The sequence below is a fragment of the Bacillus cereus group sp. BfR-BA-01355 genome, assembly GCF_022663675.1.
In the GTDB taxonomy this organism is placed as follows: Bacteria; Bacillota; Bacilli; order Bacillales; family Bacillaceae_G; genus Bacillus_A; species Bacillus_A thuringiensis_S.
Window position 1 is genome coordinate 1 of the sequence record NZ_JAKUFY010000105.1, and the last position, 19,835, is coordinate 19,835.

The following is a 19,835-nucleotide window of genomic DNA, read 5'->3' on the forward strand; positions in this document are numbered from 1 at the left end:
TATAGATACTTAAAAGTAATATTTAAATATTTTAGCTTATTTGTCTTATAAAATTATTAAAGGAGATTTTTATATGAAAACATACAATATTCCTGTAGAGGCAACTTTAGAGGTTATCGGTGGAAAGTGGAAAGTAGTTATCCTTTGTCATTTAAAGAAAGACAAAAAGAGAACGTGCGAGTTAAAACAATTAATGTCTGGTATTACACAAATATAGTAAAGAAGTAGGGATGAAAATCGAAATGGTTTCTATCCCTACTTTTTCATTTTATATACAAATTAAGAACTAAAACTATATACTTTTAAAAAGTAAACTATATAATAAATGTAGAAACGAAAATTTATGAGCAAGGAAGTTGAAAAATATGACATTAACAATGGGCTTTATTGGATTTGGAAAGTCAGCTAACCGCTATCACTTACCTTATGTAAACACACGTAATAATATAAAAATAAAAACGATTTTTGTACGTCAAATAAATGAAAAATTAGCGGCTCCATATAAGGAAAAAGGTGTTTACTTCACTACTGATTTGGACGAATTGTTGAATGACAAGGAAATTCAAGTCGTGACGATCTGTACGCCAGCACATACGCATTATGAATTAGCAAAAAAAGTTATACTAGCTGGAAAATCAGTTATCGTTGAAAAACCATTTTGCGATACAGTAAAGCATGCTAAAGAATTATTAGCTTTAGGACGAGAGAAAGGTGTAGTCGTTATGCCTTACCAAAACCGTCGTTTTGATGGTGATTTCTTAGCTGTGAAACAGGTTGTTGAACAAGGATTCCTTGGTGATATTATTGAGATTGAATCGCATATTGATTATTTCCGTCCGGGTTCAATCACTCATGAAGCTCCAAAAGAAGAAGGTTCATTCTACAGTTTAGGTATTCATACGATGGACCGCATGATTTCACTATTCGGCCGTCCAGATACGGTGACATACGATATTCGTAATAATGAAGTGCAAGGTGCGGTTGATAACTATTTCGATGTTGGTCTACATTACGGAAATCAGTTGAAAATTAAACTGAAAACGAACCATGTCGTAGCAAAAGATTATCCACGCTTTATCGTTCATGGAACAAATGGATCATTTATTAAATATGGTGAAGATCAGCAGGAAAATGATTTGAAAGCGGGTATTATGCCTGAGAGTGCAGGATTTGGTGAAGATTCACCGATGTACTATGGAGTTGCTAAATATCGTAATGCAAATGGTGACTGGATTGAAAAACAAATTAAAACGCCGCTTGGTGATTACGGTCGTTTCTATGATGCGGCGTATGAAACAATCGTTAATGGTGCACCAAAACTTGTGAAAGACGAAGAAGCGGTAACGAATATTGAAATTTTGGAAAACGGATTTGCTGTCCCATCACCTTCAGTTTACAAACTTGAGGCTTTACATTTGAATGAATAGAAGAGGGGATAGAGTATAAAGGAGGTATGGAAATGGCAAGCGGATCAACACAAGTAAAATACCTCGGCATTTATCAAAAGATTAAACAGCAAATTTTAGACGGTGAATATAAAATCAACGAAAAAATTCCGAGTAGCCCCGTCCTTGCTGAAGAATTTGATGTTTCAGCACTTACTATTAAAAAAGCGCTGGATCTGTTAGTAAGAGACGGCTACATCATCCGCCGGCGTGGAAGTGGAACAGTGGTGCAAGATTGGCGTCAGCAGGAAAAGGCACGAATGATTCAAACTTTAACAGGTACGAAAGCTGTTTACGGCAGTGAGGTAGAAAGTAAAATTATCGAGTTTACGATTGTTGGTGCTGATGAAGCAGTTGCTGAGAAATTGGGAGTTTCAATCGGTAATTTCGTCTATAAAATCATTCGCCTCCGCATCATTCACAGCATTCCGACGATTATGGAGCATACATGGATGCCAATTTCGGTTATCCCAGGTGTTGAGGCTTCTGTTTTAGAGGAGTCGATATACTCACATATTCAAAATAAACTTGGCCTTGAAGTAGGGACATCTGTTGTCAGGGTTAAAGGAATTCGCCCAGATGATAGGGAAAAGCAGTTTATGAACTTAACAAATCAGGATTTCCTAATGCGAGTTGAACAAGTAGCTTACTTAACGGATGGACGAACTTTTGAATATTCTTATGCAGATCATCTACCAGAAACCTTTGAGTTTGAAACAGTCATTACGGCAAAAAATTATAAAGAGACATAAAAACCGGTTGAGGCAAGTATTGTCTCAACCGGTTTTTTATCTTGGATAGAATTTACACATATAGTAGGAGCAGTTATTATTCATCGGCTGTAATCAGCATGGATGTGTTCCCGTTTTTTTCAAGATGAACTTCTCCCCAGGAACAGAGGGAATCGAGTATAGCTCCTAAAGACGAACCGTAATCGGTTAAAGAGTACTCTACTTTCGGTGGTACTTGGTCATATATTTTCCTTTGGATTACACCATCTTCTTCTAGTTCCCGTAATTGTTGCGTTAACATTTTTTGCGTAATACCAGGCATTAATCGTTTTAATTCACTCGTTCTTTTTGTCCCTTTTTTTAAATGACAAAGGATAACAACTTTCCACTTTCCGCCAATAACTTCTAAAGTCGCCTCTACAGGAATATTGTATGTTTTCATAAAAAAACTCCTTTGATGAATTTAGATTATAGTTTTGAGCCTAAATACGTTGTAATACTAAAATTATTTCTTTTTAGTGCCGATAACACTTTAAAGTACGTACTTTTTATTATGTTAAATATATTCCATAATAGCACTTGTAAGCAAGAAATGAATAAAATGTGCTTTGAAGTGCATTTGAGATTGGTTAGCTGTAATACTATGGGGACATTCATACAAAAGAAAACGATTTGTTGCGTTACAATAATTAATCCAAGACTTAACAGTTGATTAATCGAACTGTAAAGTTTAAAATTACAGTAAGATTTTTAGAAGTGAGTTGTCATCGTCTGTAAAATGTAGTTTCAACAATGTTATAGAAGAAGCATTTTGAAAAGAAATGAATAGTAGAGATAAACGAAACATTACGTGAATTTGATTCTAAACTGTAATTTTTTTTAATACATTTCAATAACCGATATGTAAAATGTACGTTTGATAAAAAACATTAAAGGAGTGAGTTAAATATGGTAATTCTATATACAACAGCAAGCTGTGCTTCATGCCGAAAAGCGAAAGCATGGCTTGAAGAGCATCAAATTGATTATATTGAAAAAAACATCGTATCAAATTCTATGACAGTTGATGAGCTTAAAGCAATTCTTCGTTTAACTGAAGAGGGGGCTAATGAAATTATTTCAACTAGATCCAAAACTTTTCAGGACTTAAATATAAATATTGAGGAGCTTTCGCTTAATGAATTTTATAAATTAATAATCGAGTATCCACTAATGTTGCGTCGCCCAATTATGCTGGATGAGAAAAGATTACAGATTGGTTTTAATGATGAAGAAATTCGCAAGTTTTTACCACGTAGCGTTCGAACATTTTTAAACATTGAACTGCAAAAATTGGCCAATTAATAAGTAATATTTTTTAGAAAAAGTTTTTTGAAAGGAGGAAGCAGAAGATGATTGAAGTATGTGTTACAGTTAATTATAATGATAGAAATTATCAAACAAATGTTATTGTGAGTAAAGATACGATTTGGACAAAAATTAAACAACTGGCAGAAGAACAAGTGAAGAAACAGTGGAGTGTTTAATTTTATTTTCAACTTAAAAAGCTAAATGAAGTTATCGGATATAGGCCAGACCGGATAGAATATAAAGGAATTAATTTTTTATGGTAAGAAGTATTCTATATGTTTTAACGTTCTAACCTATCTGTAATATTTATGGCTACAGTATGTTAATATATGAGAAACAATATTTTTAATCGTAGGAGGAAAACAATGAACAGCGACTTTACCTTGGCCATTCACAGTTTAACTTATTTAGCTTTACAGCCAGACCGGATGTCAACAAGTAATGCTATTTCAGAAAGTGCAGGTGTACATCCAGTACGTATTCGTAAAGTACTAAGTTTGTTAAAAAAACATAAGTTTATACAATCAAAAGAGGGAACTGGTGGAGGCTTTATTTTCGCTCGCGATTTAGGTGAAGTTAATCTTTGGCATATTTATCAGATAACCTCTGAAGGTGCTTTGCAGCCGAAGTGTCCGGAATCAAACGATCAGTGTGTTGTAGGTTCGAACATGCGAAAAGTTCTTTTTGCTATTTTCTTAGGTGCTGAAGAACATCTAGGTGAATACTTAAAGAATTATACAATGAAAGAAGTTGTTGACCTTATTAATCAAGAGCGTTAAGCGGCTTAATTATTATATAGCCGTGAGTTCTTAACACATAAATGTAATGAAAAATATTACAGTTAAATTTATTTTTTTATGTTGTTTATCGTCACTAAAAATAATTTGTAGGAAGGTGAAAGAGTATGATGTCAAAGCATAATCCTGTTTTAAAAGTAGGCGATTGGGTTCGAGGAATATCAGTAGAGGGTGAATTAATACTTGGTTATATTGAATCATTTGATAATGTAGGGGAAGTAGTTAAGGTTAATGTTGTGAAATGTGACAACAGAGATACAATAAATAAAACAATGTCCTTTTTAAGTAAACATGTAAAAAAACTCCCTGAATCAAAGGCAATAAATAAGGAACAAATTCTTTACCTTATAGACCTTGCATTATTAACAGGAGACGAAGAATGGTTTATCGGACTTTCTTCAAAATTAAACTCGATAAACGAGCTAGTTAATGGGGGAGTTTAATTTTTTAGCTTATACCCTAATCAATAATATCCTTTCTTTTGTTGCATCTTAATAAAAGAGGGGATGGATGTTATGAAAATAAGATTAACAATGGTTAGCATCATATGTCTGTTTATTTTTTTATTACCCTGCATTTCTGCTCAAGCAATTGTAAAAAAGGAAAATGATATAAACAGAAATTTTGGCATAGATTTAACTGGTTATAAACTTTATTCGTTTGGTGAATTTAACCAATTAGATTATAAGATAACACCACTTACTCAGTTGTTTTTAGGAATAGTGCAAACAGAAGGTGAGTGGATTAATGAACCACGATTATATATTAAGGGAAATAAAGGTTATTTTCATCTTTTGAAAGCGGACGGTACGAATGTTCTTTATACCGTTGAAAAGAGCGGGGATTTTTGGAGAATTATAGATGTAAAAAGAAAGAAAATCAGCAGAATAACTGTATCAAAACAGCTTTTAAAAGAAGTAGTAATTGAGCTCTTATTGGAGCCAATAAGTAAAGAGGTTGAAAACTATTATAAGGAACCAAAACTTTGGTATCGAGGTTCTGAAAAAATACTTGAAATAAAAAAAGATACAACAAACTATACTTTTTATGTAACTGTTCAAATTCAAACTTTTGAGGGTGCACACAACCCGCCTTATTGAGAGGACACAATTACTTTTCGCATAAAAGGAAATGATCTAAAAACGATTCATTACAAACATAGAGATATTCCTGAAGAAGAGTCGAACAAACTACAATTAAGATAACATTGAAGTGATTTGTTTGTGCATCCTTGATAATGATAATTATGTAAATGAGCTGTCCATATTGGGCAGCTTTTTTGTTTTTTGCTCAATGTAGTTTTTTTAAAGTGTATATGAATTCAATATTAATAATATATATCCCAAAATTTGGTTTTTGTATTTTGGAAATCTTTTCTTTTTACCTACATTAATTATTTATTAGAATATCTTTTATGTTTAAAATGAAATTTTTTGATAAAAGGGGATATAAGTATCTCCATCATGAGTTACCTAGAAAGACAATGTATTATTGTATTTTTTTACTAACTAATTCAGCTTTAAGCGATAAAAACAATGGCTACATGCTAACTGTAAAATATTATCCATATAAAATTATTCACCTTTAATATTTCTGAAAATATAAAAATATTAATTTTATAAATATACACGTTATAATGAGGGCGTCGAGAGAAATTTTATTATCTCTGGAGAAAATATAAAAAATGCGATTACTAGTAAGAAAGGTGTGTGATTAGAGGCGAAATGTATGTAAAGTGCTTCAGTGGCTTGTGTAAGCAATATCATCAGTGCTGCCGAAGTTATTAAAGTAATGTATAGAATTGAGAAAGAAATGCCTCGCAAATTAAGAGAGGCCGGTTTAGCTAAAATTACTGTTAAAAGTAAAAAAAGAGAAACCATTAAAGTAATACACTGTTATTAGAAATGTTGCAACGTATTTATGAAGTCTATTCTATATTGTTCTCTTAAGGGGTCTTTATATAAAGAGCGGATATTATGAGTAAACTTTTTTGTGAACGCTAACAATTATATTAGGACGCTAACTAGCGAATGTTTCAATTTGGTTTCATTATGATGAAGGACATACAATGTGGGGCAACTTGTAAGGAATTCATTTTCCGAAAGGGAATATTTGTTAGCAGCAAAGAGAGATGCAGAAATAGATACAAGGGGGAGTTATTATATGAACGGGAATACTGCAAAGAAAATAGAAGTTCAAGCTGAAAATACCGCACTAAAAAATGAGCAATATGCAGATCCGAAAAAGTGGCATAAGCAGGATACTACATGGGCACTCAGTCTATTTGGAACTGCAATTGGAGCAGGGGTGCTCTTTTTACCGATTAATGCAGGTTCAGGTGGTTTATTATCTTTACTACTAATTACATTACTTGCATATCCAGTTATGTACTACTCACATAGGGCGCTTGCTAAAATGATATACGCTTCTAATTCTGCTGATGAGGGGATCACAGGTACAATTAGAGAGTATTTCGGAAATAAAGCGAGTATCATTTTTAACATCGTATATTTCAGTTCAATTTATACAATCGTACTAATGTATTCGGTTGCGCTTACAAATACTGCAAGTAGTTTTATCGTGCATCAATTGCACATGCCAGAGCCTCCAAGGGCTATTTTATCACTTGTATTAGTTCTTGGTCTTATCGCTATACTGAATTTTGGTCAAGATATCACTGTAAAGATCATGAGTATGCTAGTGTATCCTTTCATAGCTTCTCTACTGTTTATCGCAATATCTTTAATTCCACAGTGGAATACGTCAATGCTTAGCTTTTCAGCTGTTTCTACTGCTTCAACAGGAACAGGATATTTGGGAACGATACTGTTGATTCTACCAATCATCGTATTCTCATTTAATCATTCACCTATGATTTCATCATTTGTTGTGAAACAGAGAGCTACGTATGGAATCGAAGCCACTGATGCTAAATGTGCGCAAATACAAAAGGTTTGTTATATCATGACATTCGTTGTAGTTATGTTCTTCGTTTGGAGTAGTGCACTGAGCTTAACTCCAGAGGATTTAAAAATGGCAAAAGAGCAAAACTTATCAATCCTTTCATATCTTGCGAATGAACTTAATTCACCTGTAATCACGATTGCAGCTCCAATTATTGCTTTTGTGGCTATTACAAAGTCTTTCCTTGGCCATTATATCGGAGCATTTGAAGTAATGCGTGACATGATTATTAAGTTCGGTAAATCACGTGGAAAAGATATTGAAGAAAAAACAATTAAGACAATCGTCCTTACTTTTGTTGTATTATCATGTTGGTTTGTTGCTTATACAAATCCAAGTATTCTTGGACTTATTGATTCTCTAAGCGGTCCTTTAGTTGCTGCTATCTTATGTCTATTACCGATGTATGCGATTCAAAAAGTGCCAGTACTAGCTAAATACAAAGGGAAAATGAGCAACGTATTTGTTATTATTGTAGGTGTACTTACTGTCTTAGCAAGTATTAAGTCATTATTCTAATTCACTATTATTGGTATTAGTGTAAAAATAGTTAACATGAAAAACTTTTTGGACAAACTTCTCACATTGGAGAGTTTGTCCTTTTTTAGTCATTCTATCAACTTGCCGACAAACAGCCACCTTCCAGGCAGAAGGTGGCTTGTTTCGGTATTAATTTATTTTAACTATTCATGTCTGAATGGCCCTTTTGGAGCAATTAGCTCTAAATTAGTACCATCTGGATTGGGGAAGTAGGCAACTCCTGTACCAAATCCAGATTTCTAGCCGTCTTCTTGAAAGATAATTGGTTCGTCATATGGTGCTATCCTATGCCCATCAAGCTAACAAAATGGATTGCCTCTGAAACAAAAAATGATTTTTATTACTATAAAAAACGTAAAGTATCTGTTTTTAGAAAAAATTAATTTTTATAAATTGATGGAGATATAACTCAATTCTTTTATATATTTAGTTAAATATGATTGTCAGAATGAACTTAAAGTAATTATGATTTCTAGAAATACGAACTGATGTTTTGAATTGGTTTAAAGTTGCTGGAACAAAATAAAACCAATTGAGCAAAAAAACTTGCAAAAATAAAAAGAGAGATGTATATTAATTGATGTATCAATAATTGATACATCAATTAATATTTTGACAAGAAAGAAAAGGAACATTTTATGAAGGAAATGTTCGTAAATATCAGTGGAGAAGAACGCAAAATACTTATTCATGTTCTATTACAGATACAAAAAAATGTAGAGAATATTAAAGAATAGAGAGTGTAGGGGGCAGAATAGTGTGGAAATAATCGCAGCTATTTTAGTCGGGATCGTAGCATTAGAACATTTGTTTATCATGATCCTTGAAATGTTTTTTATTGATTCAAAAGTAGCGAAACGTGCTTTCAAATTACCGAAGCATTTAGAAGGAGATCGAAACGTAGCCATTATGTTTGCAAACCAAGGTTTATATAATGGATTTTTAGCGGCTGGTCTCATTTGGGGACTTGTACTTGGGCTCAATCCAATTGGTTATATGGTCCAATTATTTTTCGTGATTTGTGTGGTGATAGCAGCTATTTTCGGAGGTTTCACATCTAATAAATCAATTATTGTGAAACAAGGACTTCCAGCTGTTTTAGCACTAGTTGCTCTTTTATGTATGATATAGAATCAAAGTTTCTCAATAAAAGAACTCATTTTTGAAAAAAAACGCTATTCTTTCTTTAGAATTATAGGAAAGGATAGCGTTTTTGTATGTCTATTTCTATATGTAGTGAATTACAACTATTCCTTCAAGGGATTCAACTGCTTTTCAACTTTTGGATATATTTTCATCCATCTTTGTTTCCTCCTATTGTTGGATAGTGTAATAATTGATAAAAATTTTGATGAAATTGGACTATAATGATTGATCAAAAAAGCTAGTGATTAAAAATATTATTCTTTAGTACATACATTTTTAAGATGTTAAATATATTTCATAATAGTCTCTGTAAGATAAGGGTAACTAGAATAGTACTTTTTATAACTTTGAATATCATTCATAATAGCACCAGTAAGAAGAAAACAAGCTTTACGGTACTAGTCACCAAAGATGTTACAGTAGTTTATTTAGAATCAGATTGATTGAAAGGTTGTACTATATGGCCTAATAATTTCGAAAAAATGTCGGTGTGGCATAAAACAATTATGGAGGTTAAAGATATGAGTACTTCAAATTTGAATGAAATAAGTAAACGAATTTTAATAGAGGAGGAAACACTTCAATTTTCCTCTTTTACAAATGAAGATGCACTGCAACTAGGTTTATTTATCGTTGAAACAGCGAAGAAAGAGGGGAAATTGATTGCTGTTGATATAACGAAAAACGGTGTGCAATTGTTTCATTTCAAAATGACAGGGACAAATGAGGAAAATACGAAATGGATTGAGCGTAAAAAACGAGTCGTTTCTCTGCATGATCATAGCTCGTATTATATGCAGATACAAAGTGAAATAACTGGAATCTCATATAATGAAAAATATCTTTTAGATACTTCGGAATATGCTGCGTTTGGTGGCTGCTTTCCTATCAGAATAAAAGACGTAGGGGTTATTGGAATGATAACAGTTTCGGGATTACCACCAGAAGAAGATCACGAATTGGTTATAAGAGCAGTTAAGAATCATCTGAAGCAATAATAAAAAGGCCAAAACGAACAAGAATATGTTCATTTTGGCCTTTTTATTATTCATTTCATGTAATGAACATAGATCTAATCTTTTTCTAATAAATACATGAGTACTAAAAGATATTAGGGAATGAAGAATCTTTAATCCGAGACACTTTTCTTGACGATGATAATTTATGTAGTTAATATGATAGATATAAAATAACTTAATTACTTTTAATAATTAAATTATTTTATATAAGTTATAGTAATTAAGTAGTATGTGGTAAAAATGCTTTGAATTGCCACTATTAATATTGGGGACAATGAGAAAGCGACAAATATAAAAAATTTGAAGTTAAGAAGCAAGAGTGAATCAACAATGATAGTAGCTTCTGTACAATGCATTTTTACTATAGTGACAATGACTATACATCACGAGGGGGACTGAACTTGGAATCAATGACCTTTGTTTTATTTGGAGCGACAGGGGACTTAGCAAAACGCAAAATTTACCCCGCGCTATATAACTTATATAGAGATCAAAAGCTTCCAAAGCAAATATCTGTTATCGGGCTTGGAAGACGTGAAGTGTCTCATATAGATTTTCAAAAAAGAATAAAAGAATCAATAGAGACGTTTTCTCGTCAGAGGGAAGAAGGTACTCCGGAACTCGAAGGTTTTTTAGATAATTTTCGCTATTGTCCATTAGATGTGAGTAAACCGGAAGACTATGAGAGGTTATTACAAGTCGTTCGTGAAAGGGAAGAGGAACTACATATAAAAGGTAATAGAATGTTCTATCTTTCAGTTGCTCCTGAATTTTTCGAGACCATTGCTTTAAATATTAAGGAAAGCGGACTTGATAAAACAGATGGATGGAAACGCCTGATGATTGAGAAACCGTTTGGGCACGACCTTACATCTGCTCGTGAGCTTAATGATAAGCTTAGTCGCACGTTTGAAGAAGACGAGATATACCGTATTGATCACTATTTAGGTAAACCGATGATTCAAAACCTTGAAGCACTAGAATTTGCAAATCCTGTTCTCCAATCGATTTGGAACAAAGAACATATAGCAAATGTACAAATTACAGCTAGTGAAACAGTTGGGGTTGAAGAAAGAGCCGGATATTATGATCATGCAGGAGCCATTCGAGATATGGTTCAAAATCATATGTTACAAATATTAATGATGACTGCTATGAATCTGCCGGAAAAGGTTAATGCGTGTGAAATTCGAGAGGAAAAACGAAAAGTAATGGAGACGCTTCGTAAAGTGAAAAAAGAAGACGTTCAAAGCCATATCATTCGCGGTCAATACTCTTCAGGAGAGATAAAAGGCGGGCAAGTTGTAGCGTATAAAGAGGAGCCAGGAGTAAATCCTTCTTCTAACATAGACACATTTGTTGCTGCTCGCCTGTGGATCGATAATCCATTTTGGACTGGCGTTCCCTTCTATATACGAACAGGAAAACGAATGAAAGAAAAGTCTACTCGTATTGTAATTGAATTTAAAAATACGTTAAAACAGCAATATCAAGATAATAATCCAAATGCAGCACCTAACTTATTAATAATTGAAATTAGCCCAGGTGAGAACGTTTCATTACAGTTAAATAGTAAAAATCCATTGAAAAATGGAGAGATTGAACCGATGCGTATTAACTTTACTTGCGAGCAAGTGGATGTGGGAGTACCTGAAGCGTATGAAAGACTCATTCATGATGCGGTGAGTGGAGACGCTACATTCTTTGCACATTGGAGAGAAGTTGAATTGTCATGGGAATGGGTACAACCAATTCTTGAAGCGTTCGAGGAAAACTTATTACCGCTTCATGAATATGAGTCTGGTTCATATGGTCCAGAAGCGTCTAATGAACTGTTGCAAGAAAGTGGATTTAAATGGTGGTTAGATCAAGAGACGGAAAAATAAGTACTTTCTTTCATGAAAGCATTTAGGGGGACGATTACTATGGCACAAAACATAAATCAATTAGCAGTGAATACACTTCGTACGTTATCGATTGATGCTATTAATGCGGCAAACTCAGGTCATCCAGGTCTTCCGATGGGAGCAGCACCAATGGCTTATGCATTATGGGCGAATCATTTAAATTACAATCCTAATCACCCAGAATGGTTTAACCGTGATCGTTTCGTTTTATCGGCAGGACATGGATCTAGTCTGTTATATAGCCTACTTCATTTAGCTGGATATGACGTTTCAATTGATGACTTGAAAAACTTCAGAAAGTTAAATAGTAAAACACCAGGACATCCTGAGTTTGGGCATACTCCTGGAGTTGAAGCGACTACAGGCCCGTTAGGACAAGGGATTGCTAATGCTGTCGGAATGGCAATGGCAGAAGCTCATTTAGCAGCGAAGTTTAATAAGGATGGTCACTCTATTATAGATCACAATACGTATGCTTTAGTCGGAGATGGTGACTTAATGGAGGGTGTCGCTTATGAAGCGATGTCAATGGCAGGACATATGAAACTTGGCAAGTTAATTGTACTGTATGATTCAAATGAAATTTCACTTGATGGTGAATTAGGCATTGCTTTCTCTGAAGATATTCAGAAAAGGGCAGAATCTGTACATTGGCAATATGTAAGAGTTGAAGATGGAACCGATGTCGATGCTATTACAAAAGCCATTACATTAGCGAAAGAAAATACGGATCAACCTACTCTTATAGAAATTAGAACCATTATAGGTTATGGAAGTCCAAAAGTTGCTGGAACGAATAAAGCACATGGTAATCCGCTTGGAGTAGAAGAAGCGACAGCGACAAAACAAGTGTATGGTTGGCACTATGAGGAAGACTTCTTTGTGCCTGAAGAAGTAACAGCTCATTTTAATGAACTGAAACAAAAAGGTATTGAAAAAGAGAACGAATGGAATGAGCAATTTAACGTATACAGAGAGTCAAACCCTGCACTAGCAGATGAATTAGAAAAAGCGATTACAGGTGAGGTTTTAATTGAAGCGAAAGACATTCTATCTTTTGATACTGAAAAAACAATTTCCACTCGTGTTGCAAGTGGGGAAGCTATTAATCATTATGTGAAATCGATTCCTTCTATTTTCGGTGGAAGTGCGGATCTTTCTCATTCTACGATGACAGATATAAAAGGTGAAGCAGTATATGCAGTAGAATCATATGCTGGACGAAATATATACTTCGGTGTACGTGAACATGCAATGGGCGCGGCAGCGAATGGACTGGCTCTCCATGGAGGAGTAAAACCTTTCGTAAGTACATTCTTTGTATTTAATGATTACCTTCGTCCATCGATTCGACTGGCTGCACTGCAAAAGTTACCTGTTACTTACGTATTTACACATGATTCGATTGCTGTAGGAGAAGATGGTCCAACGCATGAACCAATTGAACAATTGGCAGCGCTTCGAGCAATTCCTGGTCTAACAGTTATCCGTCCGTCAGATGCAAATGAAACAGCAAGTGCTTGGGCGTATGCTTTACAGCAAACGGATGGTCCAGTCGTTTTAGTACTGAGCCGTCAAAATTTACCGGTGTTTAATGAAACGAAAGCGAACATAGAGAATCTCTCTAAAGGAGCTTACGTATTAACACAAACAAATGAAAATCCGGATGTAATTTTAATTGCGACAGGTTCTGAAGTATCCTTAGCTGCTAGTGCGAAAGCAAAATTAGAAGAAGAACAAGTTTCTGTTCGCATCGTTGCAATGCCGAGCTGGGAGTTATTCGATCGCCAATCGAACGAATATAAAGAATCCGTTCTTCCGTCTTCTGTAACGAAACGAGTATCTCTTGAGATGGGTGTATCTCTAGGTTGGGAACGTTATGTAGGACAAGAAGGAAAAGTACTATCAATTGAAACATTTGGAGCTTCAGGAACTGGAGCTGAAGTCATGAATCTATTTGGATTTACGACAGAAAATGTTGTTCAAATTACAAAAAATGTGTTGAATTCTTAAGCTATGACTGTGAATACCTTTCTGTACATACTAACATTTCAGTGCTGAAAGGTATTCCAGATTGTAGTGATATGGATTTTTAATAAAAGATGATTTGAGGAGGAATTATATTATGCAAGTAGGATTAATTGGGTTAGGTAAAATGGGATTAAATTTAGGGAAAAATTTAATGGATCATAAACATGAAGTAGTAGCATTTGATTTAAATACGAGCGCAGTAGAAGAAATGAAAGAGTACGGGGCAACGGGTACATCTAGTTTAAGTGAACTTGTTCAGTCATTACAATCACCAAGAATTCTTTGGGTAATGGTACCACACGCTGTTGTTGATTCTGTTATTGATGAGGTTACACCACTTTTATCAAAAGGAGATATTTTAATTGAAGCTGGTAATTCACATTATAAAGAGTCTATCCGCCGATATGAGCAATTAAAGAAAGATGGCATTCACTTTATGGATGCAGGAACTTCTGGCGGAATGGAAGGCGCTCGTAATGGTGCTTGTTACATGATCGGAGGAGATCAAGAAGCTTGGGACATCGTTGAACCTATCTTCCGCGATACTGCTGTAGAAAATGGATTCTTATATGCTGGAAAAGCTGGTAGTGGTCACTTCTTAAAAATGGTTCATAACGGAATTGAATACGGTATGATGGCTGCTATTGGTGAAGGATTTGAGATTCTAGAGAAAAGTGAATTTGACTACGATTATGAAAAAGTATCAAGAGTATGGAACAACGGTTCAGTCATTCGTTCTTGGTTAATGGAATTAACAGAAAATGCATTTTCTAAAGATGCAAAATTGGATGAGATTAAGGGTGTTATGCATTCTTCTGGTGAAGGAAAATGGACAGTAGAAACAGCATTAGACCTTCAAACAGCAACTCCTGTTATCGCAATGTCTCTATTAATGCGCTACCGCTCATTAGACAATGATACATTTACAGGAAAAGTTGTAGCAGCTCTGCGCAATGAATTTGGCGGACATGCAGTAGAAAAGAAATAAAGTGAAACTTTAATAAGTAGGGGCTTCATTCCACACCAATCGGGCTTTTACGGGATAAGCATATTAAACATGTAACTCATCAACGTTTAAAAACTGGAGGGAATTAATCATGAAATTTTTTATTGATACTGCAAATCTTGAGGATATAAAAAAAGCATATAAACTTGGAGTTTTAGCTGGTGTTACAACGAATCCTTCTTTAGTAGCAAAAGAGGGCATTAAATTTGAAGACCGTATTGCAGAAATTTGTCAGGCAGTTCCTAAAGTTGAATCTGTTTCGGCAGAAGTAACGCCAGATGCTGTTACAGCTGAAGAGATGATCGCCCAAGCAGAAGAACTGATTAAAATTAACGGTGGCGATGAAAAAGTTACAATTAAACTTCCGATGACGTTAGCTGGATTAGAAGCTTGTCGCTACCTTACTGAAAAAGGTGTGAAAACGAATGTTACACTTATTTTCACGGTGAACCAAGCACTTTTAGCTGCTCGAGCAGGTGCAACGTACGTTTCTCCATTTTTAGGACGCTTAGATGATATTTCTGAAGATGGCGTATTATTAGTTGCTAAAATTGCTGAATTATTCGATGTTCATCAACTAGATACACAAATTATTGCGGCTTCTGTTAGACATCCAGATCATGTAACTCGTGTAGCGATGGCAGGTGCTCACATTGCAACAATTCCTTATAAAGTAATTGAACAACTTGCTATGCACCCATTAACAGACCAAGGTATTGAGAAATTTGCTGCTGATTGGGCGAAAGCGCCTAAATTATAATGAAGTGAAATGTTCACTAATTGCTTTTTTACGAGAGGGTCAATCTCTATGTGACTTCATCCTATAAACTTAATCTTGATTTTGACATCTTATTACGTGAAAACAGCAATATCATATAGAAACGATTCATTTTCAAATTAGTACAATAGATATGAAAAGGCCCCCTTATGAGAGTAAAGTTAGTTAGCACGTAATTCTCATAAGGGAGAGTCTTTTTTCGTATAAACCATGGTGCTCCCAAGTATGTATGCATAATTAGTAAAGAATTGAGAGTGTTCTTTTTTAATGGGATATTCTGAAAGGGGTTACATAGTGAGATCGAAATATATGATCGGTGTAGATATTGGGACAACTAGTACAAAATCGGTTTTGTTTTCAATTGATGGATCTGTTATTGCAAGTCATGGAATTGAATATCCTTTATATTCTCCTACGCCTGAAATAGCAGAACAAGATCCAGAAGAAATCTTTCAAGCGGTGATACATACGATTAAAGAAGTTGTGCAATCAAGTAATATACAAGCGGTTGATATTCTCTGTGTTTCTTTCAGTTCGGCAATGCATAGCGTTATCGCTGTAGACGAAGATGGAAATCCGTTAACGAAATGTATCACGTGGGCAGATAATAGAAGTGCAAGCTGGGCGGAGAAAATAAAGAATGATATGAATGGTCATGAAATTTATTTACGTACTGGGACACCTATTCATCCGATGTCACCACTTTCGAAATTAGTTTGGTTACAGAATGAGCGGGTAGAATTGTTCGCAAGAAGTTATAAATTCATTTCTATTAAAGAATATGTTTTCTACAAGTTATATAAAGAATATGTAATTGATTATTCTATAGCATCAGCGACAGGGATGTTTAATTTGAAATCTTTAAAATGGGATGAAGAGGCTTTACATGTTGCGGGAATTACAGATGACAAGCTTTCTAAACTTGTTCCAACAACGCACAGTTTAACAGGATTAGATGAAGAGCTTGCCAAAGAGATGAATGTACTTGTTTCTACGCCTTTTGTAGTAGGAGCGAGTGATGGAGTACTATCTAATTTAGGTGTAAATGCAATAGACCCTGGCGTTGTGGCTGTTACAATTGGTACAAGCGGTGCGATACGTGCTGTAACAAATCGTCCTGTAACAGATCCAAAAGGTAGAATTTTTTGTTATGCGTTAACTGAAGACCATTGGGTAATCGGTGGTCCAGTTAATAACGGTGGTATGATTTTCAGATGGGCTCGTGACCAATTGGGCACTTCAGAGATTGAACTTGCGAAGCGTTTAGGAAAAGATCCATATGAAGTACTTACTGAAATAGCAGCAAATGTGAATCCTGGATCTGACGGTTTATTGTTTCATCCGTATTTAGCAGGGGAAAGAGCTCCTTTATGGAATGCAAATGCACGGGGATCTTTCTTTGGACTCGGATTGCATCATAAGAAAGAACATCTTATCCGTGCTGTTTTAGAAGGAGTAATTTATAATTTATATACCGTTCTTCTCGCTTTAAAAGAGCTAATTGGCGAACCAAAAAAAATTCAAGCGACAGGCGGTTTTGCAAGATCGGAACTTTGGAGACAGATGATGGCAGATATTTTCCATCAAGACGTATATGTTCCTGAAAGTTTCGAAAGCTCTTGCTTAGGTGCTGCAATCCTCGGTTTATATAGTTTAGGTGAAATAGATACATTATGCGTAGTTTCTGAAATGGTAGGGGCAGATTTTCATCATGGGCCAAACATGGAAAGTGTGGAAAAATATAAAGATTTAACACCAATCTATATTCGTCTGTCTCGTCAATTGGAAGAAGAATATGAAAGTATAGCAGCGTACCAAAAAAAGTGGGTTTAAAAGCTATTTATCAAGAAAATATGGTAACGTATAAAGAGGTACTCCGATTTTTTAGGATACTCTTTCAACATAAAATATTTTAAGAAGTATGATGAACGAAAAATATAGGGAGAGAGGGTTATAAAAATGAAGGATAACAAAGAGTTTATTGGATATGTTGGAACTTACACAAAAGAAAATAGTGAAGGAATATATAAGATTACTTTAGACACAGAAGCAAAAAAAATTAGTAATGTAACACTTGCCGCTAAGCTGGATAACCCTACATATGTAACGATTAACCGAAATAATGAGTATCTCTATTCCGTTGTTAAGGAAGGAGAATCTGGTGGTGTAGCTGCCTATTCAATTGATAGTAAAACTGGAGAGTTAAAGGCAGAAAACAGACAAGTAGTAGAAGGGGCTTCTCCTTGTCATGTGAGCGTTGATAGTGGGAATCATACGGTAGTTACAGCAAATTACCATAAAGGAACGATTGAGTCTTTTGAAATAAATGAAGAAAATGGAACTGTAAATCCTGCTTCATCTATTATGGCGCATGAAGGTTCAGGTCCAAATAAAGAAAGACAAGAAAAACCACATGCACATTACGCGGGATATACTCCTGATGAAAAATATGTGATAGGTGTTGATTTAGGAATTGATAAGTTAATTACGTATGAAATAAAAGATAGTACATTAACAGAAGTGAATAGTTTATCTGTAAATCCAGGGAGTGGTCCAAGACACATTACTTTTCATCCAAATGGAAAATACGCTTATGTAATGACGGAGCTTAGTTCAGAGGTTATTGCGCTAACATATAACTCGGAAGAAGGATCCTTTACAGAAGTACAGTATATTTCTACTCTTCCAGAACACTTTGATGAAAATAGTCAAGGAAGTGCTATCCATATTTCTTCTGACGGCCGTTTTGTATATGCAGGTAATCGTGGTCATAATAGTATCGCTATTTATAGCGTAGATCAAAATTCAGGTCAGCTTACATTTGTTGAACATACATCTACAGAAGGAAATTGGCCGAGGGACTTTGTATTAGATCCCACTGAAAAGTTTCTTGTTGCTACAAATGAAAAGTCACATAATCTTGTGCTATTTTCAAGAGATGAATCTACAGGAAAGTTAACACTTTTACAATCTGATGTTGCTGTGCCAGAGCCTGTTTGTGTGAAGTTTTTAAATGTTTAAGTTGTGTTCGATATAATTTCATATACTCAGAAAACAATAAAAAGCAAAGCGATATCGCTTTGCTTTTTATTGTTTCTTTTTCGGTCTACGTACTAATTCGCCGCCGCAGTTTGGACAAACGTTGTGTCTTTCTTCTGTACATGGTGCGCAAAATGTACATTCATATACACAAATGTATGCTTCAGAATCTTGTTCGAGCGATTGATCGCAAATTTGACAGTTTGTTTTCATTTGTAGTGCCATAATAAGTCTCCTTTTAGTTAGAAAATTTATAATTTAATTATAATTCATTAAATAAAAATAGTCCTTTTCAATTGAAAGGAAATCGAATGATAAAGTTATGAATTGAAACGAAAGATGCCGGTTTATTTTAAAATTGATTATTTATTACAGTTGGAATATTATGAAATAGTCAAAAGACAACAGGGGGTATAGATTTTGACTAATCATAATGATCATTTAAAAGCAAACTGCGAAAAATGCTTCGGTCTATGTTGCGTTGCATTACCGTTCGCAGCATCGGTAGATTTTGCAGTGAATAAAGATGGTGGTAAACCATGTTCCAACTTACAATCAGATTTTAAATGTAGTATACATAAAAATCTTAGAGGAAAAGGTTATAAAGGTTGTACAGTATTTGAATGTTTCGGCGCTGGGCAGAAGATTTCTCAAGTTACATTTAACGGGGTTGATTGGCGGAAAGATGCTAAGCATGCGAGAAAAATGTATGATGCTTTTCCAGTTATGCATCAACTTCATGAAATGCTTTGGTATTTGAATGAAGCGATTCTTTTAAAGGCAACACAGCCAATTCATAAAGAGCTGAAGACCGCAATTGAGGAGACAGAGCGACTTTCGAATTTAAATCCAGATGAGTTAATGAAAATAAATGTTCCAGTGCATAGGGCAGAGGTAAACATTCTTCTTTTAGAAACGAGCGAATTAGTATGGAAGGAAATGAATACTGCGCGTAAGAAACGAATCATACACCGCGGTGCAGACCTTATGGGAGCAAATCTGAAAAAGAAAGATTTACAAGGTGCAAATTTAAGAGGAGCATATTTAATTGCGGCAAACTTAAATGGAGCAGACTTACGAGG

General features: G+C 34.7%; 18 protein-coding genes and 3 pseudogenes. 18 read left to right on the forward strand and 3 right to left on the reverse strand.

What is annotated here, in order from left to right; translation table 11 throughout:
* Positions 1 to 73 precede the first annotated feature (73 nt).
* The 3 genes and pseudogenes from MR167_RS25055 to MR167_RS25065 all read left to right on the forward strand — a co-directional run.
* Positions 74 to 211 (forward strand): annotated as a pseudogene (locus tag MR167_RS25055) (winged helix-turn-helix transcriptional regulator); the annotation flags it as partial.
* A 154-nt stretch (positions 212 to 365) separates the two neighbouring features.
* A complete protein-coding gene (locus MR167_RS25060; protein WP_242315775.1) occupies positions 366 to 1,427 on the forward strand; it encodes an oxidoreductase in 1,062 nt (353 codons plus the stop codon).
* A 32-nt stretch (positions 1,428 to 1,459) separates the two neighbouring features.
* Positions 1,460 to 2,197 (forward strand): GntR family transcriptional regulator, encoded by a 738-nt coding sequence (locus tag MR167_RS25065; RefSeq protein WP_242315776.1) that lies wholly within the window; start codon positions 1,460 to 1,462, stop codon positions 2,195 to 2,197.
* 76 nt (positions 2,198 to 2,273) lie between these two features.
* Here MR167_RS25065 and MR167_RS25070 read toward each other — a convergent pair whose 3' ends face one another.
* Positions 2,274 to 2,618 (reverse strand): winged helix-turn-helix transcriptional regulator, encoded by a 345-nt coding sequence (locus tag MR167_RS25070; protein WP_044784243.1) that lies wholly within the window; start codon positions 2,616 to 2,618, stop codon positions 2,274 to 2,276.
* Between the two features lie 506 nt (positions 2,619 to 3,124).
* On the opposite strand from MR167_RS25070, the gene spxA reads away from it, so the two are divergent.
* The 6 genes and pseudogenes from spxA to MR167_RS25100 all read left to right on the forward strand — a co-directional run bounded on the left by spxA (position 3,125) and on the right by MR167_RS25100 (position 7,806).
* Positions 3,125 to 3,520, forward strand: a complete 396-nt coding sequence (gene spxA, locus MR167_RS25075) for a transcriptional regulator SpxA (RefSeq protein ID WP_000236187.1) — start codon at positions 3,125 to 3,127, stop codon at positions 3,518 to 3,520.
* Positions 3,521 to 3,567: 47 nt separating this feature from the next.
* A complete protein-coding gene (locus MR167_RS25080) occupies positions 3,568 to 3,702 on the forward strand; it encodes a BA3454 family stress response protein (protein WP_000573532.1) in 135 nt (44 codons plus the stop codon).
* A gap of 189 nt (positions 3,703 to 3,891) precedes the next feature.
* Positions 3,892 to 4,305, forward strand: a complete 414-nt coding sequence (gene saiR / locus MR167_RS25085) for an Rrf2-family transcriptional regulator SaiR (RefSeq protein WP_001083469.1) — start codon at positions 3,892 to 3,894, stop codon at positions 4,303 to 4,305.
* A 128-nt stretch (positions 4,306 to 4,433) separates the two neighbouring features.
* Positions 4,434 to 4,766 (forward strand): IDEAL domain-containing protein, encoded by a 333-nt coding sequence (locus MR167_RS25090; protein ID WP_033669682.1) that lies wholly within the window; start codon positions 4,434 to 4,436, stop codon positions 4,764 to 4,766.
* A 72-nt stretch (positions 4,767 to 4,838) separates the two neighbouring features.
* Positions 4,839 to 5,528, forward strand: a pseudogene (locus MR167_RS25095) (DUF3888 domain-containing protein).
* Between the two features lie 958 nt (positions 5,529 to 6,486).
* Positions 6,487 to 7,806 (forward strand): aromatic amino acid transport family protein, encoded by a 1,320-nt coding sequence (locus MR167_RS25100; RefSeq protein ID WP_001014174.1) that lies wholly within the window; start codon positions 6,487 to 6,489, stop codon positions 7,804 to 7,806.
* Positions 7,807 to 7,970: 164 nt separating this feature from the next.
* Here MR167_RS25100 and MR167_RS25105 read toward each other — a convergent pair.
* Positions 7,971 to 8,099 (reverse strand): annotated as a pseudogene (locus MR167_RS25105) (VOC family protein); the annotation flags it as partial.
* A 487-nt stretch (positions 8,100 to 8,586) separates the two neighbouring features.
* Between MR167_RS25105 and MR167_RS25110 the strand changes: the two are divergent.
* The 8 genes from MR167_RS25110 to MR167_RS25145 all read left to right on the forward strand — a co-directional run bounded on the left by MR167_RS25110 (position 8,587) and on the right by MR167_RS25145 (position 18,735).
* Positions 8,587 to 8,958 (forward strand): DUF1304 domain-containing protein, encoded by a 372-nt coding sequence (locus MR167_RS25110; RefSeq protein WP_000402472.1) that lies wholly within the window; start codon positions 8,587 to 8,589, stop codon positions 8,956 to 8,958.
* Positions 8,959 to 9,455: 497 nt separating this feature from the next.
* The gene (locus MR167_RS25115) at positions 9,456 to 9,971 is read left to right on the forward strand and encodes a heme-degrading domain-containing protein (protein WP_074789785.1); all 516 of its coding nucleotides are present in this window, start codon (positions 9,456 to 9,458) and stop codon (positions 9,969 to 9,971) included.
* 422 nt (positions 9,972 to 10,393) lie between these two features.
* Positions 10,394 to 11,878 carry a glucose-6-phosphate dehydrogenase gene (gene zwf / locus MR167_RS25120; RefSeq protein WP_000445329.1) on the forward strand — a complete coding sequence of 495 codons (1,485 nt, stop codon included), beginning with the start codon at positions 10,394 to 10,396 and terminating at the stop codon, positions 11,876 to 11,878.
* 39 nt (positions 11,879 to 11,917) lie between these two features.
* Positions 11,918 to 13,912 carry a transketolase gene (gene tkt, locus MR167_RS25125; RefSeq protein WP_000068270.1) on the forward strand — a complete coding sequence of 665 codons (1,995 nt, stop codon included), beginning with the start codon at positions 11,918 to 11,920 and terminating at the stop codon, positions 13,910 to 13,912.
* 112 nt (positions 13,913 to 14,024) lie between these two features.
* Positions 14,025 to 14,918 carry a phosphogluconate dehydrogenase (NAD(+)-dependent, decarboxylating) gene (gene gnd, locus MR167_RS25130; RefSeq protein ID WP_001195925.1) on the forward strand — a complete coding sequence of 298 codons (894 nt, stop codon included), beginning with the start codon at positions 14,025 to 14,027 and terminating at the stop codon, positions 14,916 to 14,918.
* 109 nt (positions 14,919 to 15,027) lie between these two features.
* Positions 15,028 to 15,696: a fructose-6-phosphate aldolase gene (gene fsa, locus MR167_RS25135; protein ID WP_000667676.1), complete on the forward strand. Its 669-nt coding sequence runs from the start codon at positions 15,028 to 15,030 to the stop codon at positions 15,694 to 15,696.
* A gap of 327 nt (positions 15,697 to 16,023) precedes the next feature.
* A complete protein-coding gene (gene gntK, locus MR167_RS25140) occupies positions 16,024 to 17,547 on the forward strand; it encodes a gluconokinase (protein ID WP_003309728.1) in 1,524 nt (507 codons plus the stop codon).
* Positions 17,548 to 17,673: 126 nt separating this feature from the next.
* The gene (locus MR167_RS25145; protein ID WP_000654322.1) at positions 17,674 to 18,735 is read left to right on the forward strand and encodes a lactonase family protein; all 1,062 of its coding nucleotides are present in this window, start codon (positions 17,674 to 17,676) and stop codon (positions 18,733 to 18,735) included.
* Positions 18,736 to 18,801: 66 nt separating this feature from the next.
* Here the strand turns inward: MR167_RS25145 and MR167_RS25150 are convergent, their stop codons facing one another.
* A complete protein-coding gene (locus MR167_RS25150; RefSeq protein WP_001207874.1) occupies positions 18,802 to 18,978 on the reverse strand; it encodes a DUF1272 domain-containing protein in 177 nt (58 codons plus the stop codon).
* Between the two features lie 195 nt (positions 18,979 to 19,173).
* Between MR167_RS25150 and MR167_RS25155 the strand changes: the two genes are divergently transcribed.
* A partial coding sequence (locus MR167_RS25155; protein ID WP_242315777.1) for a pentapeptide repeat-containing protein occupies positions 19,174 to 19,835 on the forward strand: 662 nt, incomplete at its 3' end.

What these genes read in the sequence shown, in the direction of transcription:
- MR167_RS25065 (WP_242315776.1), top strand. Translation starts at nt 1,460, where the DNA reads ATGGCAAGCGGATCAACACAAGTAAAATACCTCGGCATTTATCAAAAG.
- tkt (WP_000068270.1), top strand. Translation starts at nt 11,918, where the DNA reads ATGGCACAAAACATAAATCAATTAGCAGTGAATACACTTCGTACGTTA.
- saiR (WP_001083469.1), top strand. Translation starts at nt 3,892, where the DNA reads ATGAACAGCGACTTTACCTTGGCCATTCACAGTTTAACTTATTTAGCT.
- MR167_RS25070 (WP_044784243.1), bottom strand. Translation starts at nt 2,618, where the DNA reads ATGAAAACATACAATATTCCTGTAGAGGCGACTTTAGAAGTTATTGGC.
- fsa (WP_000667676.1), top strand. Translation starts at nt 15,028, where the DNA reads ATGAAATTTTTTATTGATACTGCAAATCTTGAGGATATAAAAAAAGCA.
- MR167_RS25115 (WP_074789785.1), top strand. Translation starts at nt 9,456, where the DNA reads ATGTCGGTGTGGCATAAAACAATTATGGAGGTTAAAGATATGAGTACT.
- MR167_RS25090 (WP_033669682.1), top strand. Translation starts at nt 4,434, where the DNA reads ATGTCAAAGCATAATCCTGTTTTAAAAGTAGGCGATTGGGTTCGAGGA.
- MR167_RS25145 (WP_000654322.1), top strand. Translation starts at nt 17,674, where the DNA reads ATGAAGGATAACAAAGAGTTTATTGGATATGTTGGAACTTACACAAAA.
- MR167_RS25150 (WP_001207874.1), bottom strand. Translation starts at nt 18,978, where the DNA reads ATGGCACTACAAATGAAAACAAACTGTCAAATTTGCGATCAATCGCTC.
- gntK (WP_003309728.1), top strand. Translation starts at nt 16,024, where the DNA reads ATGATCGGTGTAGATATTGGGACAACTAGTACAAAATCGGTTTTGTTT.
- MR167_RS25060 (WP_242315775.1), top strand. Translation starts at nt 366, where the DNA reads ATGACATTAACAATGGGCTTTATTGGATTTGGAAAGTCAGCTAACCGC.
- gnd (WP_001195925.1), top strand. Translation starts at nt 14,025, where the DNA reads ATGCAAGTAGGATTAATTGGGTTAGGTAAAATGGGATTAAATTTAGGG.
- MR167_RS25080 (WP_000573532.1), top strand. Translation starts at nt 3,568, where the DNA reads ATGATTGAAGTATGTGTTACAGTTAATTATAATGATAGAAATTATCAA.
- spxA (WP_000236187.1), top strand. Translation starts at nt 3,125, where the DNA reads ATGGTAATTCTATATACAACAGCAAGCTGTGCTTCATGCCGAAAAGCG.
- MR167_RS25100 (WP_001014174.1), top strand. Translation starts at nt 6,487, where the DNA reads ATGAACGGGAATACTGCAAAGAAAATAGAAGTTCAAGCTGAAAATACC.